The sequence below is a fragment of the Streptomyces sp. NPDC001406 genome (assembly GCF_042895285.1).
Lineage (GTDB): Bacteria > Actinomycetota > Actinomycetes > Streptomycetales > Streptomycetaceae > Streptomyces.
In genome coordinates, this window is record NZ_JBIAWG010000003.1 from 120,789 (window position 1) to 137,598 (window position 16,810).

The 16,810-nt window shown below is 72.9% G+C and carries 15 protein-coding genes; 4 read left to right on the plus strand and 11 right to left on the minus strand.

What is annotated here, in order from left to right; genetic code table 11:
* Window positions 1–216: 216 nt before the first annotated feature.
* On the plus strand, window positions 217–957 hold the full coding sequence (locus ACFY1J_RS07905; protein WP_390730885.1) for a hypothetical protein: 741 nt from the start codon (window positions 217–219) through the stop codon (window positions 955–957).
* 60 nt (window positions 958–1,017) lie between these two features.
* Here the strand turns inward: ACFY1J_RS07905 and sucB are convergent, their stop codons facing one another.
* The 5 genes from sucB to ACFY1J_RS07930 form a co-directional block, all read right to left on the minus strand.
* Entirely contained in the window at window positions 1,018–2,802 is a 1,785-nt protein-coding gene (sucB, locus tag ACFY1J_RS07910; RefSeq protein ID WP_390730886.1) for a 2-oxoglutarate dehydrogenase, E2 component, dihydrolipoamide succinyltransferase, read from the minus strand.
* A gap of 61 nt (window positions 2,803–2,863) precedes the next feature.
* The gene (lpdA, locus tag ACFY1J_RS07915) at window positions 2,864–4,252 is read right to left on the minus strand and encodes a dihydrolipoyl dehydrogenase (protein WP_390709239.1); all 1,389 of its coding nucleotides are present in this window, start codon (window positions 4,250–4,252) and stop codon (window positions 2,864–2,866) included.
* 259 nt (window positions 4,253–4,511) lie between these two features.
* Window positions 4,512–6,032 (minus strand): leucyl aminopeptidase, encoded by a 1,521-nt coding sequence (locus ACFY1J_RS07920; protein WP_390709238.1) that lies wholly within the window; start codon window positions 6,030–6,032, stop codon window positions 4,512–4,514.
* 214 nt (window positions 6,033–6,246) lie between these two features.
* Entirely contained in the window at window positions 6,247–6,867 is a 621-nt protein-coding gene (locus tag ACFY1J_RS07925) for an RDD family protein (RefSeq protein ID WP_390730887.1), read from the minus strand.
* Window positions 6,868–6,912: 45 nt separating this feature from the next.
* A complete protein-coding gene (locus ACFY1J_RS07930) occupies window positions 6,913–7,698 on the minus strand; it encodes an adenosylcobinamide-GDP ribazoletransferase (protein WP_390730888.1) in 786 nt (261 codons plus the stop codon).
* A gap of 110 nt (window positions 7,699–7,808) precedes the next feature.
* Between ACFY1J_RS07930 and ACFY1J_RS07935 the strand changes: the two genes are divergently transcribed.
* On the plus strand, window positions 7,809–8,576 hold the full coding sequence (locus ACFY1J_RS07935) for a hypothetical protein (protein ID WP_390730889.1): 768 nt from the start codon (window positions 7,809–7,811) through the stop codon (window positions 8,574–8,576).
* Between the two features lie 49 nt (window positions 8,577–8,625).
* On the opposite strand, the gene ACFY1J_RS07940 is transcribed toward ACFY1J_RS07935, so the two are convergent.
* From ACFY1J_RS07940 to cobT, 3 genes are read right to left on the minus strand one after another with little or no spacing between them, the layout of a single operon-like run.
* Entirely contained in the window at window positions 8,626–9,381 is a 756-nt protein-coding gene (locus ACFY1J_RS07940; protein WP_390709234.1) for a hypothetical protein, read from the minus strand.
* Window positions 9,378–11,186, minus strand: coding sequence for a phosphatidylglycerol lysyltransferase domain-containing protein (locus tag ACFY1J_RS07945; protein ID WP_390730890.1), 1,809 nt, complete (start codon window positions 11,184–11,186; stop codon window positions 9,378–9,380). Before ACFY1J_RS07945 ends, ACFY1J_RS07940 begins: the two co-directional genes overlap by 4 nt.
* 42 nt (window positions 11,187–11,228) lie before the next feature.
* Window positions 11,229–12,380 carry a nicotinate-nucleotide--dimethylbenzimidazole phosphoribosyltransferase gene (cobT, locus tag ACFY1J_RS07950; protein ID WP_390730891.1) on the minus strand — a complete coding sequence of 384 codons (1,152 nt, stop codon included), beginning with the start codon at window positions 12,378–12,380 and terminating at the stop codon, window positions 11,229–11,231.
* A 133-nt stretch (window positions 12,381–12,513) separates the two neighbouring features.
* Between cobT and ACFY1J_RS07955 the strand changes: the two genes are divergently transcribed.
* Complete coding sequence (locus ACFY1J_RS07955) at window positions 12,514–13,497, plus strand: class I SAM-dependent methyltransferase (protein ID WP_390730892.1); 984 nt, start codon at window positions 12,514–12,516, stop codon at window positions 13,495–13,497.
* Window positions 13,498–13,500: 3 nt separating this feature from the next.
* Here ACFY1J_RS07955 and ACFY1J_RS07960 read toward each other — a convergent pair whose 3' ends face one another.
* Window positions 13,501–14,709, minus strand: a complete 1,209-nt coding sequence (locus tag ACFY1J_RS07960; protein WP_390709230.1) for a bifunctional adenosylcobinamide kinase/adenosylcobinamide-phosphate guanylyltransferase — start codon at window positions 14,707–14,709, stop codon at window positions 13,501–13,503.
* 235 nt (window positions 14,710–14,944) lie between these two features.
* On the opposite strand from ACFY1J_RS07960, the gene ACFY1J_RS07965 reads away from it, so the two are divergent.
* The gene (locus tag ACFY1J_RS07965; protein WP_390709229.1) at window positions 14,945–15,157 is read left to right on the plus strand and encodes a hypothetical protein; all 213 of its coding nucleotides are present in this window, start codon (window positions 14,945–14,947) and stop codon (window positions 15,155–15,157) included.
* Window positions 15,158–15,227: 70 nt separating this feature from the next.
* Here ACFY1J_RS07965 and ACFY1J_RS07970 read toward each other — a convergent pair whose 3' ends face one another.
* Both ACFY1J_RS07970 and ACFY1J_RS07975 read right to left on the minus strand, forming a co-directional pair.
* Window positions 15,228–15,929, minus strand: coding sequence for a methyltransferase domain-containing protein (locus ACFY1J_RS07970; RefSeq protein WP_363296971.1), 702 nt, complete (start codon window positions 15,927–15,929; stop codon window positions 15,228–15,230).
* A gap of 83 nt (window positions 15,930–16,012) precedes the next feature.
* Window positions 16,013–16,618, minus strand: a complete 606-nt coding sequence (locus ACFY1J_RS07975) for a DUF3043 domain-containing protein (protein ID WP_390709228.1) — start codon at window positions 16,616–16,618, stop codon at window positions 16,013–16,015.
* Window positions 16,619–16,810: the final 192 nt, after the last annotated feature.

The window sequence follows — 16,810 nt, forward strand, 5'->3', positions numbered from 1 at the left end:
CGGGAGGGGCGCACGGGGGCGCTTTCGTGCAGGTGAGACGAGACTTACACGCTCTCAGGGCGGCTTGTTCCGTAAAGCCCCGTACCGGGCGAGCCGCGGAGCCGTCACCGCCGTGTCACCACCGGGCCACCGGCAGAACCCGCGGCGCCCGATGCGTGTCGCGGTCGGCAGGAGGGGTTCCGGCAGGGGCACCCCTCGGCACCACCGGGGGTCGGAATGGACATCGGGGGACGGGCCGGCTGGGCGGTCGTCGCGGTCGCTCTGGCGGCGGTCATGGGAGTCACGGCGTGCCGGCCGATGAGCACGGGCGCGCACCAGCCACGGCACACCAAGGCCAGGAAGGCGCAGAGCACGACGGCCTCGGCCACGGCGAGCACCGCGGTCCTGGCCGGCCGGGGGCAGCCCGCCGGTCCCGGCGGCGCCTGCGTCTTCGTCAAGCCGGACGGCGCCCAGAAGTTCGGCCACGTCGGCTGGGGCTTCCGGATCACCGGCACGAACACCTGGGAGTACGGCGGGGTCGAGAACCCCACCAACAGGCTCTACACCCCGCCCGGAGGGGACATCGGCGCCTGGCATGCGCGCGGGTCGTACGACCGCATGCTCGGCGACATGTCCCGCGACGCCCTCCCCCAAGCTCTCGGCTCCGCTCGAGCAGGGGGGACCTCCATCCCCGGCAAGTCGACCCATCCGTACAGCCGTTACCGCTGCACCTCGTCCTCGACGAGCGACGTGCGGGCGGCCCGGAAGATGATCCGCACCGTCGAGAGCCGCGGCTTTCTCGTAGGGGTCGATCCGAGGACGGGCGAGCTCACCTCGCGGGACTGCCTCGACGCCACCTATGACGTCCTGAAGGCCTACCGCACCGAGGACCTGACACCCGCGCCCCGCCTCTACATCCCGAACGTGTGGGTGGAGACGCTGATCACCTGGTCCGACGCGCGGCTGACGCCCAGGTGATACGACGGTGCCCCGCCCGGAGAGGCTCCGGGCGGGGCACCGCAGGGCAACTGCGAAGGCCTACAGGCCGAGCTCGACCTCGAACTCGCCCGCCTCCAGGATCGCCTTGACCGCCGTCAGGTAACGGGCCGCGTCGGCGCCGTCCACCAGACGGTGGTCGTAGGAGAGGGTCAGGTAGGTCATGTCGCGGACGCCGATGACCGTGCCCTCCTCGGTCTCGATGACGGCCGGACGCTTGACCGTGGCACCGATGCCGAGGATCGCGACCTGGCCCGGCGGCACGATGATCGTGTCGAAGAGCGCGCCGCGCGAACCGGTGTTGGAGATGGTGAAGGTCGCGCCGGACAGCTCGTCGGGCGTGATCTTGTTGGCGCGGACCTTGCCCGCGAGCTCCGCCGTGGCCTTGGCGATGCCGGCGATGTTCAGGTCGCCCGCGTGCTTGATGACCGGGGTCATCAGGCCCTTCTCGGAGTCCACCGCGATTCCGACGCTCTCGGAGTCGAAGTAGGTGATCGTGCCCTCGGCCTCGTTGATCCGGGCGTTGATGACCGGGTGGGCCTTCAGCGCCTGGGCCGCCGCCTTCACGAAGAACGGCATCGGGGAGAGCTTGACGCCCTCGCGCGCGGCGAACGAGTCCTTGGCCTGGGCGCGCAGCCGCATCAGGCGCGTGACGTCGACCTCGACGACCGACGACAGCTGGGCCTGCTCGTGCAGCGCCTTGACCATGTTGTCGCCGATGACCTTGCGGATGCGGGGCATCTTGACGGTCTGGCCGCGGAGGGGGGAGACCTCCAGGGTCGGCGCCTTCTTGGCCGGGGCGGCAGCGGCGGCCGGGGCCGGAGCAGCAGCGGCGGCGGCCTTCGCGGCCTCGGCGGCGGCGATGACGTCCTGCTTGCGGATACGGCCGCCGACGCCGGTGCCCTTGACGGTGGCCAGGTCGACGCCGTTCTCGGCGGCGAGCTTGCGCACCAGCGGGGTCACGTACGCGCCCTCGTCACCGGCGGTCGCGGCCGGGACGGCCGGGGCGGTCGGAACCGCGGCGACCGGCGCGGGGGCCGGGGCGGCCGGGGCCGGGGCGGCGGCGACCGGGGCGGGAGCGACCGGAGCCGGGGCCGGGGCGGCCGGAGCCACGGGAGCGGGCGCCGGGGCGGCCGGAGCCGGAGCCGGGGCAGCGGCGGGCGCCGGAGCCGCGGCCGGGGCGGCGGGAGCCGGGGCCGCGGCCGGAGCCGCACCCGGGGCGCCGATGACGGCCAGCTTGGCGCCGACCTCGGCGGTCTCGTCCTCGCCGACCACGATCTCCAGCAGCACGCCGGAGGCGGGCGCCGGGATCTCGGTGTCGACCTTGTCGGTGGAGACCTCGAGCAGCGGCTCGTCGGCCTCGACGGACTCGCCGACCGCCTTCAGCCAGCGGGTGACGGTGCCCTCGGTGACGGACTCACCGAGCGCGGGCAGGACCACGTCCGTGCCCGTGGCGCCACCGGCGGGGGCGGCCGGAGCCGCGGCCACGGGGGCCGGGGCGGGAGCGGCGGGGGCCTCGGCGACCGGCGCCGGCGGGGGAGCCGGAGCCTCGGCGGCGGCCGGGGCCGGAGCGGCGACGGGCGCGCCCGTGCCGTCGTCGATGACGGCCAGCTCGGCGCCGACCTCGACCGTCTCGTCCTCGGCGACCTTGATGGAGGCCAGGATGCCGGACGCGGGGGAGGGGATCTCGGTGTCGACCTTGTCGGTGGAGACCTCGAGCAGCGGCTCGTCGGCCTCGACGCGCTCGCCCTCGGCCTTCAGCCAGCGGGTGACAGTGCCCTCGGTGACGCTCTCGCCGAGCGCCGGAAGGGTTACGGAAACCGCCATGGTTTCGGTTGCTCCTTACGGAAGTGCGGAAGTCTGTGTCGTCGCGTGCGTCGACCGAGGGTCAGTCGTGCGAGTGGAGGGGCTTGCCGGCCAGGGCCAGGTGGGCCTCGCCGAGCGCCTCGTTCTGCGTCGGGTGGGCGTGGATGAGCTGCGCGACCTCGGCCGGCAGCGCCTCCCAGTTGTAGATCAGCTGCGCCTCGCCGACCTGCTCGCCCATGCGGTCGCCGACCATGTGGACGCCGACCACGGCACCGTCCTTGACCTGGACGAGCTTGATCTCGCCCGCGGTCTTGAGGATCTTGCTCTTGCCGTTGCCCGCCAGGTTGTACTTCAGAGCGACGACCTTGTCCGCGCCGTAGATCTCCTTGGCCTTGGCCTCGGTGATGCCCACGGAGGCGACCTCCGGGTGGCAGTACGTCACCCGCGGCACACCGTCGTAGTCGATCGGAACGGCCTTGAGACCGGCCAGGCGCTCCGCCACCAGGATGCCCTCGGCAAAGCCGACGTGCGCGAGCTGGAGCGTCGGGACCAGGTCACCGACGGCCGAGATGGTCGGGACGTTCGTGCGCATGTACTCGTCGACGAGGACGTAGCCGCGGTCCATCGCGACGCCCTGCTCCTCGTAGCCCAGGCCCTGCGAGACCGGGCCGCGGCCGACGGCGACGAGGAGGACCTCGGCCTCGAACTCCTTGCCGTCGGCGAGGGTGACCTTGACGCCGTCCTGGGTGTACTCGGCCTTCGAGAAGAACGTGCCGAGGTTGAACTTGATCCCGCGCTTGCGGAACGCGCGCTCAAGAAGCTTGGAGGAGTTCTCGTCCTCGACCGGGACGAGGTGCTTGAGGCCCTCGATCACCGTGACGTCGGAGCCGAAGGACTTCCATGCCGACGCGAACTCGACGCCGATGACGCCGCCGCCCAGGATGATCGCGGACTTCGGCACGCGGTCCAGGACGAGGGCGTGGTCGGAGGAGATGATGCGGTCGCCGTCGATCTCCAGGCCCGGCAGCGACTTCGGCACGGAGCCGGTCGCGAGGAGGACGTGGCGGCCCTGGACGCGCTGGCCGTTCACGTCCACGGAGGTCGGGGACGACAGCCGCCCCGTGCCCTCGATGTACGTCACCTTCCGCGAGGCGATGAGCCCCTGCAGACCCTTGTACAGGCCCGAGATGACCTCGTCCTTGTACTTGTGGACGGCCGGTACGTCGATGCCCTCGAACGTGGCCTTCACACCGAACTGCTCGCTCTCGCGGGCCTGGTCGGCGATCTCGCCCGCGTGCAGCAGGGCCTTGGTGGGGATGCAACCCCGGTGCAGGCAGGTGCCGCCGACCTTGTCCTTCTCGATCAGGGCGACGTCCAGGCCCAGCTGAGCCCCGCGCAGGGCCGCGGCGTAACCACCGCTACCACCGCCGAGGATCACTAGGTCGAAAACGGTGCTGGCGTCGTTCGCCACGTCACGTCCTCCATGCATGTGCGCCACGCCGGTCTTCGGTGACCGGTCGGCGGCTGGTGTCCGGCCGCTCATTCTTCGGCCCTGTGATGGGGGCCCTGTCCTGCCGGGCTCCATCTTCGCACTTGTCGCTTGAGTTCGAGACGCGGGGCCACAGTGTGAGGCGTCCCACTTGACCGGAGTGTGAGGCGTCCCACTCGACCGAGCGGACCGCGGCGCCCCCGGCCGGTGGGCGCCGCGGTCCCCGTCCCCGGGGGGAAGGTCAGACCAGTTCGCCGTCGGCGCTCAGCTCGGCCAGCCGCACCAGCGTGCGCACCGCCGAGCCCGTGCCACCCTTCGGGGTGTAGCCGAAGGGGCCCTGCTCGTTGAAGGCGGGGCCGGCGATGTCCAGGTGGGCCCAGGTGATGCCCTCGCCGACGAACTCGCGCAGGAAGAGACCGGCGACCAGGCCGCCGCCCGCGCGCTCACCCATGTTGGCGATGTCGGCGGTGGGGGAGTCCATGCCCTTGCGCAGGTGCTCGGGCAGGGGCATCGGCCACGAGGGCTCGCCGACCTGCTCGGCGGTCTCGTGCACCGTGCTGCGGAACGCGTCGTCGTTGGCCATGACGCCCATGGTCCGGTTGCCGAGCGCCAGCACCATCGCGCCGGTCAGCGTCGCCACGTCCACGATCGCGTCCGGCTTCTCCGCCGAGGCGGCCCACAGGGCGTCGGCGAGAACCAGCCGGCCCTCGGCGTCCGTGTTGAGCACCTCGACCGTCTTGCCGCTGTACATGCGCAGCACGTCACCCGGGCGTACGGCGGCGCCCGAGGGCATGTTCTCGGCCAGCGCCAGCCAGCCGGTGACATTGACCTCCAGGCCCAGGCGCGCGGCCGCGACGACGGCGGCGAACACGGCGGCCGCGCCGCTCATGTCGCACTTCATCGTCTCGTTGTGACCGGCCGGCTTCAGGGAGATGCCGCCCGAGTCGTAGGTGATGCCCTTGCCGACGAAGGCCAGGTGCTTGGTCGCCTTCGAGTTCGTGTACGACAGCTTCACCAGGCGCGGGGCCGCCGCCGAGCCGCCGCCGACGCCGAGGATGCCGCCGTAGCCGCCCTTGGCCAGGGCCTTCTCGTCGAGCACCTGCACCTTGAGGCCGTGCTCCTTGGCCGCGGTCTGCGCGATCGCGGCGAACTGCGCCGGGTTGAGGTCGTTCGGCGGCATGTTGATCAGGTCGCGGGCGCGGTTGAGCTCCTCGGACACCGCGGTGGCGCGGGCGAGGGCCGCCTTGTGCGCCGCGTCGCGGGGCTTGCCGCCGAGCAGGGAGGCCTCGGCGAGCGGCGACCGGCCGTTCTTGGCGTCCTTGCCGTTCTCCTTGTACGCGTCGAAGGAGTACGCGCCCAGCAGCACGCCCTCGCCTACCGCGCCGACGGCGTCGGCGTCGGCGACGGGCAGCGCGAAGGCGGCCTTCTTGGCCCCGGAGAGCGCGCGGGCGGCGACACCGGCGGCCCGGCGCAGCGTCTCGGCGTCGTAGGACGTGTCCTTCTCCGGCTCCGCGCCCAGGCCCACCGCCACCACGAGCGGTGCCTTGAAGCCGGCCGGGGAGGGCAGCTTCGTCAGCTCGCCCTCGGCACCGGCGGCGCCGAGGGTGTCCAGGACGTCGGCGAGCCGGCCGTCGTACGCCTTGTCCACGGCTTCGGCGCCCGGCGCGACGACGGGTCCCTTGGCGCCCTTGGCGACACCGATCACGATCGCGTCGGCCCGCAGGCCGGGCGCCGCGGCGGTGCTGAGAGTAAGAGCAGTCACTGTGGTGAAACTCGCTTCCGATGTGAAGTTGCTGTGGCCGAGTGGGTGGGTCGACCGGGCCCGGGGGAGCCGACCCCGGGCGGGGCGCGTCTCGAGCGGGGCCTTCACCCTGTCGGCGAACACCCGGGACGAGCCTACGCGCGTGTGTGCGTTCACTCATTCCCGCATGCCGTTCACCGGTGCGTGGCGCCATGGCCGGTTCCGGCGCGGGCGCCTACCAGGACCGCGTCGGCGCCGCCGGGCCCGGCTCCACGGCGGCGGGCGCGCCGAGGCCGAACCCGGTGACCGAGGTGCCGGCCAGCCGGTCGGCGAGCGAGCGGCGGCCCGGGAGGAGCACCGGCACGGCGTTGACCAGGAACAGCACCACCGCCAGCACCCACGCCAGCACCGACAGCGCGAACTGACCCTCGATCAGCAGGACGCAGGCGACCGCGTACACGGCGACGTCGGCCGCGGTGGTGACGGCGGCCCGGCGGGCGGCGTGCCGGGACAGCCGCGGGGTGACCCGGAGTCCGAGGAGCCCCTTGCCGACGGTGCGGCCGAGGAACGCGAGGCAGGCCCACTGGTAGAGGAACGTGACGACGACGAGTGCCGCGAAGGCCTCCTCCACGTCCAGCACGACCTTGTCCCACAGCGAAAGGCCCAGGTCGGTGGAGGCGTCGAGGACGTCACCGCGGGAGCTCAGCAGGTCGAACCCGCCGCGGGTCGCCAGCTCCGGAACGTCGGTGACGAGCGCGGATATCCGGTGGAAGGTGAGCACGGCGAGCAGCGAGGCCGCCGCGATCACCAGCCCGAAGTCGATGAACCAGGCCACGGCACGGCGCAGCTTCGGCATGGAGGTCCCCCGATCACACGTACTTGTCCATGTCGGCGGACGAGCCTAGCGACCCAGCGAGAGAACCACGAGTGCCGTCGTGGCGGCCGTCTCCGCGAGCCCGCCGAACACATCACCGGTGACCCCGCCGAGGCGGCGCGTGCAGTGGCGCAGCAGGAGTTCGGCCACGACGACGGCGGCGACGACCGCGAGGGCGGTACGGGCGATGTCGTACGGCCCGAAGAAGGCACCCCCGGCCGCGGCGAGCGCGACGACGGCGAGCGCGACGGCGGCCGCGCCGCCGCGCGGCACCACCCCGGCGACGGCCGCCCCCAGTCCGTCCGGCCGGGCGGCCGGTATCCCGGCGCGGGCCGCGAGGGTCAGCGCCAGCCGGGCGGCGGCGGCCGAGACGATCGCGGCGAGCGCGCCCCGGGCCCACGAGCCGCCGTACGCCTGGGCCAGCGCGGCCACCTGGGTCAGCAGGGCGAAGAGGAGGGTGATGACCCCGAACGGGCCGATGTCCGACTGCTTCATGATCCTGAGCGCGTCCTCGGCGGGCTTGCCGCTGCCCAGCGCGTCCGCGGTGTCGGCGAGACCGTCGAGGTGCAGGCCCCGGGTGAGGGCGGCGGGTACGGCGGCGGTGGCGACGGCCGCGAGCAGGGGCCCGGCGCCGAGGAACAGCAGCAGGCCACCGAGCGCCGCCGCGCAGCCGCCGACCACGAGCCCGGCCAGCGGGGCGCACAGCATGCCCCCGCGTGCGGCCTCCCGGTCCCAGCGGGTGACACGGACCGGGAGCACGGTGAGGGTGCCGAAGGCGAAGCGCAGGCCGTCCGGCCAGGGGATCTTGGACACCGGCGCAGGTTACCCGGCGGCCGGAGCGATCCGTACGGCCGCCGGGGAGACTGGGCGGGATCGCCGGGACACTCAGCGATAGACGCGACATTCAGGGATAAAGTGCGCACATGGGGCACTGGTTGGAGCGGAACATCATCGAACCCGGCAAGCTTCCGCTGCTCCTCGCGCTGGCCGCCTTCGTCCTGACCTTTCTGATCACCCGGGTCATCACCCGTCTGATCCGGGCGGGCAGAGGCCCGTTCGGGAATGTGAAGGCGGGCGGGCTGCACATCCACCACGTCGTGCCCGGTGTCATTCTCACCGTCGTCGGGGGGTTCGGGGCCGTCGCCGCCGCCGACCGGCACGGCTTCGGGGCGGCCGTCGCCGCGGTCGTCTTCGGTGTCGGCGCCGGGCTGGTCCTCGACGAGTTCGCGCTGATCCTGCATCTCGCCGACGTCTACTGGACCGAGGAGGGCCGCAAGAGCATCGAGGTCGTCGTCGTCACCGCCGCCCTCGTCGGGCTGCTCCTCGCGGGCTTCGCGCCGTTCGGCGTCAACGACCTCTCGCAGGAGGAGCTCCAGGACCGCGGCACGGTGATCGTGACCATCACGGGCAACTTCGTCTGCGCCCTCGTCGCGCTCTCCAAGGGCAAGTTGCGCACCGCGCTGTTCGGCGTGATCGTGCCGGTCGTCGCCCTCGTCGGCGCGACCCGGCTGGCCCGCCCCGCCTCCCCCTGGGCCAGACGCTTCTACCGCAACCGCCCCCGGGCCCGGGCCCGGGCCACCCTGCGCGCCTACCGCCACGACCGCCGCTGGGCCGGCCCCAGCCGCACCCTGCAGAACTGGATCGCCGGCAAACCCGACTCGAACCCGCCGAGCCTTCCAGGCCACCACTGAGGACACGGCGGACACGGCGGACACGGCGGACACGGCCGTCGGCTCGGGCTCAGGTGCGCAGCGGCGGCAATTCCCGGTCGGAGCCCGCTCGTCTCCTCAGGCGTACGAGGGCGTGGCGGTGGCGGTGCAGCAGGGCCGTCGCCCCGCACAGTGCCGTGACGCCCACGATCGCGGCCAGATGCTCCTTGCCCGCGAGGTTCTCCCTCACCACGACCTCGGCGATCATCGCCATGGCCACTCCGGCGGCCGTGACGTGGGCGCCGTAGCGCCACCCCACGTACACGGCGAGCCCCACCACGGCCGCCGACGGACCGGCGTCCACCACCAGCGCGTCCGAGGCCGGCAGGCCCAGCGGGGCATGCGGGCCCAGGGCGATGCCGAGGCGGGCGTACAGGGTTCCGGCGAGTGTGGCGACGTAAGCGATGGCCAGCGTCCGCCACCAGCCGAGGCAGATCTCGGCGATCCCGAACACGAACAGGATCTGGGCGAGCGCACCCCACACCGGCAGGTCCAGGGCCGGCACGAACAGCGACAGCGGAGTGCGCAGGAGCCCCAGCCACAGCGGGTCCTCGGCGCGCACGGCCCCGATGTTCTGCACGAACCGGTAGCCCCACGACTGGTTCTGCACGAACTGCAGCGCCGCGGTCAGGCAGACCGCCGCGAGCGTCATCGGGACCGCCCTCCCCCAAGCTCTCAACTCCGTTCGAGCAGGGAGGTACCCCCATCGCCGCTTGAGCAGCGGCTCGCGCACGGTGACCCAGAGCAGTCCCCATTCGGCGCGGACCCAGCGGGCGAGTGTCCTCATCTGTATGTCTCCAGGTGCTTGCGGTGCAGCCACTTCGGCAGTCCCGGCGCCGTGGGGCCTGTCGCCAGGAACCCCTCCGCGCGCGCCGACGCCAGGCCGATGCGCGGCAGGTCCGCGCTCTTCTCGAAGAGCAGGAACCGGGGCTCCCAGATGGGCCGGTACTTCGCGTTGGCGCGGTACAGCGACTCGATCTGCCACCAGCGCGAGAAGAAGCTGAGCAGCGACCGCCACAGCCTCAGTACCGGCCCGGCACCGAGGCGTGCGCCACGCTCGAAGACCGAACGGAACATCGCGAAGTTCAGTGAGACCTGAGTGATCTTGATCTCCCGGGCCCGCCGCAGCAGCTCGATGACCATGAACTCCATCAGTCCGTTGTCGGAGTCCCGGTCCCGCCGCATGAGGTCGAGCGACAGCCCGTGCGGACCCCAGGGGACGAACGACAGCAGCGCCTTCAGCTCGCCGTTCGCGTCCGTGCACTCCAGCATCACGCACTGCCCGTCGGCGGGGTCCCCGAGCCGCCCGAGCGCCATGCTGAAGCCGCGCTCGGTCGCCCCGTCCCGCCAGTCGTCGGCCCGGCCGACGAGGTACGCCATCTCGTCGGCCGGAATGTCCGCGTGCCGCCGGATGCGCACCTCGTACCCGGCCCGCTTCACCCGGTTGAACGCCTGCCGGACGGTGCGCATCGCCCGCCCCTCCAGCGTGAACTCGGCCACCTCCACGATCGCCTCGTCGCCGAGTTCCAGGGCGTCGAGCCCGTGCCGTGCGTACACGGTCCCGGCCTCCTCGCTCGCCCCCATCACGGCCGGGATCCATCCGTGCTCGCGTGCCTGGGCCAGCCACGGCACGATCGCCCCGGGCCAGGCCTCCGGGTCGCCGATCGGATCCCCGGAGGCCAGCGACACCCCGCCCACCACCCGGTAGGCCACCGCCGCCTTCCCGGTCGGCGACCACACCGCGCTCTTCTCCCGGCGCAGCGCGAAGTACCCGAGCGAGTCCCGCTCGCCGTGCCGGTCGAGCAGCGTCCGCAGCCGCTTCTCGTCGTCCTCGGTCAGCGGGTCGACCGCGCGCCGGGAGCGGAAGGCGGCGTAGAGGACGGCGAGGACGAGGATCGTGCTGAGCACGTTGATGACGACGTTGACCCAGTTGGGCGAGGAGATCCCCGGGAAGCGGGACTCGTCGGCGGCGACCGAGATCAGCCGCAGCGTGCCGTAGTGCCAGCGCTCCGTGAACGTCGAACGGGCCGCGTCCGGCGCCTGGTTGGTGACCGTCACCAGGAGCGCCGCCAGCAGGGAGGCGAGCAGCCCGCCGCCGACCGCGACGGTGGCGGCGAGCTTGGGGTTGGACCGGTCGCCCTTGGCGTAGAACTCCCGCCGCCCCACGAGCAGCGCGCCGACGAAGGCGGCCGTGAGGACGAGGGAGATCCAGTTCTGTGCGTACTGCCGGATCTCCGGGAACGCCATGGCGAGGGCGAACAGGGCCAGGAACACCCCGCTCAGCACCAGGTTCAGGATCCACGCGGCCCGCTTGCGGCGCCGCATGGTGATCGCCAGGAACGCGGTGAACACGCCGGAGGCGAAGCCGGCCGTCAGCAGATACGGCGTGAAGAAGTTCTCCTGGTTGTGCCGCCGCACGTCCTGCCCCAGGGACACCCACACCGCGCTGAGGAAGTTGATGAAGGCGACGGCCCGCAAGTACCAGACGGCGAAGGCGGCGGCCCGCCGGGAGGCCCCGGTGGACCGCCGCTCCGTGTCACCCGGGCGCCCCGGGCCGGCTTCCTGTTCCGCGGCAATTCGGGCATATCCCATAGGGGAGGATCATATGGGCGCGGACACGGCGAACCGCGTCATTCAGGCCGGACCGCCCTCTTCGGAGTCCTCTTCGACGCCCTTCTCGGTGTCCTTCGCGGCGTCCGCGTCGGAGCCCTCCCCGGCGTCCCCCTCGGCGTCCTTCTCCGGCTCTTTCTCGGGAAGCTCCGCCGCCAGCGCCGCCGCGGCCTGCACGAGCGGCAGCGCGAGCAGCGCCCCGGCGCCCTCCCCGACGGTCACCCCCTGGTCGAGCAGCGGCTCCAGGGCCATCCGGTCCAGCGCCTTCGCCTGACCCGGCTCCCCGCTGCCGTGCCCGGCCAGCCACCAGTCCGGCGCCCGGAACGCGACGCGCTGCGCGACCAGCGCACACGCGGCCGTCACGACCCCGTCCAGGATCACCGGCAGCTTCCGTACGGCGGCCTGCAGCAGAAACCCGGTCATCGCGGCGAGGTCGGCCCCGCCCACGGTGGCGAGCAGCTCCAGCTGGTCGCCGAGCACCGGCCGGGCCCGGCGCAGCGCGTCACGGACGGCCGCGCACTTGCGCATCCAGGTCAGGTCGTCGATCGCGAGCCCGCCCCGCCCGGTGACCACCGACGCGTCGGTCCCGCACAGCGCCGCGACCAGCACGGCCGCCGCCGTGGTCCCGCCCACGCTCACATCGCCGAGCACCACCAGATCCGTACCGGAGTCGGCCTCCTCGTCGGCCACCGCGACCCCCGCCCGGAAGGCGGCCTCCGCCTCCTCCGCGGTGAGCGCGTCCTCGATGTCGATACGACCGCTGCCGCGCCGCACCCGGTGCCGTACGACGTCCTGCGGCAGCGCGTCCGGCTCGCAGTCCAGCGCCATGTCCACGACCCGCACCGGCACACCGAGCCGCCGCGCGAGCACCGACACCGGGCTGGCGCCCTCCAGCACGGACCGCACCAGCAGCTCGGCGCTGCCCGCGGGCCGCGCGGAGACGCCCAGTTCGGCGATTTTGTGGTCACCGGCGAAGAGAACGACCCGCGGCCGTTCGACCGGTCGTACCGGCACCGCGCCCTGCGCGGCCGCCAGCCACTCACCCAGTTCGTCCAGGCGCCCCAGCGACCCGGGCGGCACGACCAGACGTTCCCGTCGCGCCTCGGCGTCACGGCGCACGCCCCCGTCCGGGCGCTCGATCAGATCGGTGAAGTCGTCGAGATTAAGCGAGCTCATTCGCCGAACAGTACCGGCAGAGAACCAACGGTTCCGCGCCACATCGCCACCCCACCCGGACGGCGTCTTGGCACCCAAGATCGGAATCCCATACGTTCCGTTTTGCAGCGGATTGTCGTACAGGGAGCCGCCCATGCCGCCCTTGCCCCCCACCTCGCAGTCCACCGACGGATTCCACGAGCCGCGCCGCGAGGACTGCCCCTGGTGCGGTTCCAGACGCCTGCGCACCCGGCTGCGCGCGCCCGACTTCACCCGGCACAGGCCCGGCACGTTCGTCGTCGACGAGTGCCGCGACTGCGCCCACGCCTTCCAGAACCCACGGCTCACCTCCGAGGGACTCGCCCTCTACCACCGGGACTTCCACGAAGGGCACTTGGAGGACTTGGCCGAGCGCATCCTCGCCGCCCGCGCCGGCCGGCGGCACCGGGCCGCGGCCCGCGCGATGCTGGCCCTGCCGGAGCCGGAGAGCTGGCTGGACGTCGGCACGGGCCACGCCCGCTTCCCGGAGACGGCGAGGGAACTCTTCGCCTACACGTCCTTCGACGGCCTGGACCCGACTCCCCGCGTGGAGCGGGCCCGTGCGGCCGGCCGTATCGAGGAGGCCCACCAGGGCCACCTCACCACCCCCGCCGTACTCGCCCGGCTGCGCTCCCGCTACGACGTGGTCAGCATGTTCCACCACCTGGAACACACCCCCGACCCGCGCGCCGAACTCCGCGCCGCCCTCACCGCCCTGCGCCCCGGCGGTCATCTCCTCGTCGAAGTCCCCGACCCCCACAGCGCGTTCGCCACGCTCCTGGGCAAGTGGTGGCTCCCCTACAGCCAGCCCCGCCATCTCCATCTGATGCCCCTGGACAACCTGCGCGCGGAACTGGAGTCCCAGGGCTGCACCATCGTCACCACGGACCGCAGAGCCCCTCACATCCCCTACGACCTGTCAGCGGCCCTCTCCCTGGCCCTGACCCACGTCCTGCCCAGGGCGTGGCGGCCGGCGACCACCCCCCTGGTGACCGCCGCGACAGCCCTCGACCACACCCTGGCCCCGCTCCTGCGCCGCACCCGCTTCTCGAACGCCTACCGCATCATCGCCCGCAAGGACCCGGCACAACTCCCGTAGCCCTCACGGCCGCAGTACCAGAGCCTGCCCCGCCACCACCAGCAGCACCTGCTCGCACTCGGCCGCGAACGCCGCGTTCAGCCGCCCCAGTTCATCCCGGTAGCGCCGCCCGGACGCGGTGGCCGGCACGATCCCCGACCCCACCTCGTTCGACACGGCGACCACGGTCCGCCGGGCGGCCCGCACCGCGGCCGTCAGCTCCCGCACCCGCTCCCGCAACGCCCGTTCACCCCCGGCCGCCCACTCCGCGTCGTCCCACGCCCCGACCGAGTCCATCGCATCCGTCAGCCACAACGACAGACAGTCGATCAGCAACGGCGGCCCGTCCTCCGTCAGCAGGGGCACGAGGTCGCAGGTCTCCGTCGTACGCCACGACCCCGGCCGCCGCTCCCGGTGCGCGGCCACCCGGGCCGCCCACTCGGTGTCCCCGCCCCGCGAACCGCCCGTCGCCACGTACAGCACATCGGGGAACGCCTCCAGCCGCCGCTCGGCCTCCACGGACTTGCCCGACCGGGCGCCACCGAGGACCAGCGTGCGCCGTGGCACGTCGGGCACCTCCTCGTACGCCCCCACCACCAAGGTCGCCCCGTCCGGCACCGCCCGCGCCCCCGCGGCGGCCAGCCGGCGCCGCAACTCCGCGCCCGGCGGCACATCGTGGTCCAGATGCACGGCGACCACATCGGTCGTCGGCCCCACGGCCTTCACCGCACGCAGCTTGGCCAGCGCGTCCGGCCGCCCCACGACGTCCGCGAGGACCAGGTCGTACACCTCGGCGGGAACCGTCCCCTCCTCCAGCCCGGCCGGCGCGGACCCGGGCGGCAGATACAGCAGCCGCTGCCCCGCCGGCCCGGTCACCGCGTACCCCGTGCCGCCCGCGTCCATCGCCAGCGCCCGCACCCGATGCCCCGTCAGCAGCGCCAACTCCCGCCCGTCCGGCACCCGCACCGGCTGCGGCAGCCCGGCCGGCACCTCCACAACGGGCCCGTCGTGCGGATGCGACAGCAGCACCTGCCGCACACCCCCCAGCGAACGCCCGGCCCGAGCGGCCGCGAACGCCGCCCCGGGCGTGAGATCGAGCAACAGCGCCCCGTCCACGAGCAGCGCGGCAGCAGCCCGCGCATCCGGCCCCAACGCGGTCGCACAGACGGCACAGGGACATGCGGGGCGGGGCAGTCCCGCGGGGGCACCGGTTCCGAGCAAGGTCACTTCCACGGACCGATTTTCGCTTGTAGCCGCAGGTATCGCGCATCCGCAGCCCCGATAGGGGCGCGGGACTGTGACATCAGCGGCTCCGCCGCGGGGCGCGACCAGCCCCCACCGGCCAGCAGATCATCGACAACCCGCGCCCTCTCACCGCCGACCCAGCGGAGCGAATAGGCTGAGGCGGGCTGGAGCCGATCAAGATTCCGGCCCCTGATCTGCACCTGCCGACACCTTGGAGGCGTACATGGCGGCATGGACGTGGCGGTTCGAGAAGGCCGACGGGACGGAGGTCCAGCCCGCGGTGCAGCCCGAGGAATTCACCACGCAGGGGGATGCCGAGTCATGGATCGGTGAGCACTGGAAGGCCCTTGTCGAGGGCGGCGCGGACCAGGTGCGGCTCTTCGAGGACACCGCGGAGATCTACGGGCCGATGAACCTGCACGCCGAAGAGTCGTAGGACGGCCAGGACGGCGCCCGCGGGGCGGTCCCGCCGACGCGGCCGCCCCGTTCCGTTTCGCCCCGGCGGCTCAGCCCCGCACGCCGCACAGATGCAGCAGCGCCGCGACCCCTCGGTAGGGATCCGTCCGCCCGGCCCGCTCCTCGGCGGCCAGCAGCGTGTCCAGGTCGGCCGGGATCTCCGTGCCGTCCGCGGCCGTGTCGGTGAAGACCCGCACGCCGTACCAGGCGTGCAGCGGGGCGCCGATCCCGGCCAGCGTGGCCGTCAGCGTCTCCAGCCGGTCGGCCCGTACGTCGAGCCCCAGCCGGTTCCGGTAGGCCGTCGTGTCGAACGCGCCCAGCGCGCCGGCCCAGTCGCCGGCCAGCCCCGGCCGCATGGCCAGCGCGTCCCCGTTGCGCACCAGCAGCGACAGCAGTCCGCCCGGGGCGAGCATCCGGGCCAGCCCGGCCACCAGCGGGTCCGGCTCCTCGACGTACATGAGCACGCCATGGCAGAGCACCACGTCGAAGCTGCCCGGCAGGAAGTGGACGCCGGTGTCCCGCCCGTCGCCCTGGACGATCCGCATCCGCTCACGGATCCCCTCCGGCTGCCCGGACAGGACCTCACGGGCGGCCGCGATCATCGTGGCGTCCTGCTCGACACCGGTCACATGATGCCCGGCCCGGGCCAGCCGCAGCGCCTGCGTGCCCTGGCCCATCCCCACGTCGAGCACCCGCAGCCGCTGCCCGACCGGGAACCGCCCGGCTATCTGCTCGTCGAGCTGCCGGGCCACCAGCTCCTGTCGTACGACATCACGCAGACCGCCCAACTTGCTCAGCCAGGCATCGGCCGCGCCCCCGGAGAAAGCCTCTGCGCTCAGGGCCGCTCTCCGCGCTTGACCTGCGGCTTCGGCAGGCGGAGCCGGCGCATCTGGAGGGAGCGCATCAGGGCGTAGGCGACTGCGCCCCGACGGTTCTGGTCCGGGAAGCGCTCGCCCAGCCGCTTGCGCAGCCGGAACGCCGAGACGATCGAGTCGAGCACGATCAGCACGATCACCACGAGCCAGAGCAGCAGCGCGATGTTCTGCAGCGAGGCCACCCGCACGACGCTCAGCACGAGGATGACCACGGCCAGTGGCAGGAAGAACTCCGCCACGTTGAAGCGCGAGTCGACCCAGTCGCGGGCGAACTTGCGGACCGGGCCCTTGTCGCGGGCGGGCAGATAGCGCTCGTCGCCGCCGGCCAGCGCCTGACGCTGCCGCTCCATCTGGGTGCGGCGCTCGTCGCGCTGTCGCTTGGCGGCCTCCTTGCGGGTCGTCGGCGTGTTGGCGACGCTGCGGCGCTGGGACTGGGCCTCACTGCGCTTGGGCGTGGGCCTGCCCTTGGGGGCCTGCGGGTCACGGGGCTGCGTGGAGTCGGTCACCGGCACCTTGTCGGTGGGCGCCTTCTCGTCCTTTGAACGGCTACGAAACACAAAACCCAAGGGTACGGGGTAACCAAAAGGTGCGGGGCCGCCAGGCCCCTCAAAATAAGGGTGGTGGTGGGCGACGGGCGGGAATGGACCCCGGCGGAGCGGGGAACGATCCGGCAACACCAGTCGTCTGTAGGGGGACAGAGGGGACGTTGCAGGCGGTTCACCCGGGGGCCACCTCGGGGGCCACCTACTCCCTACGCC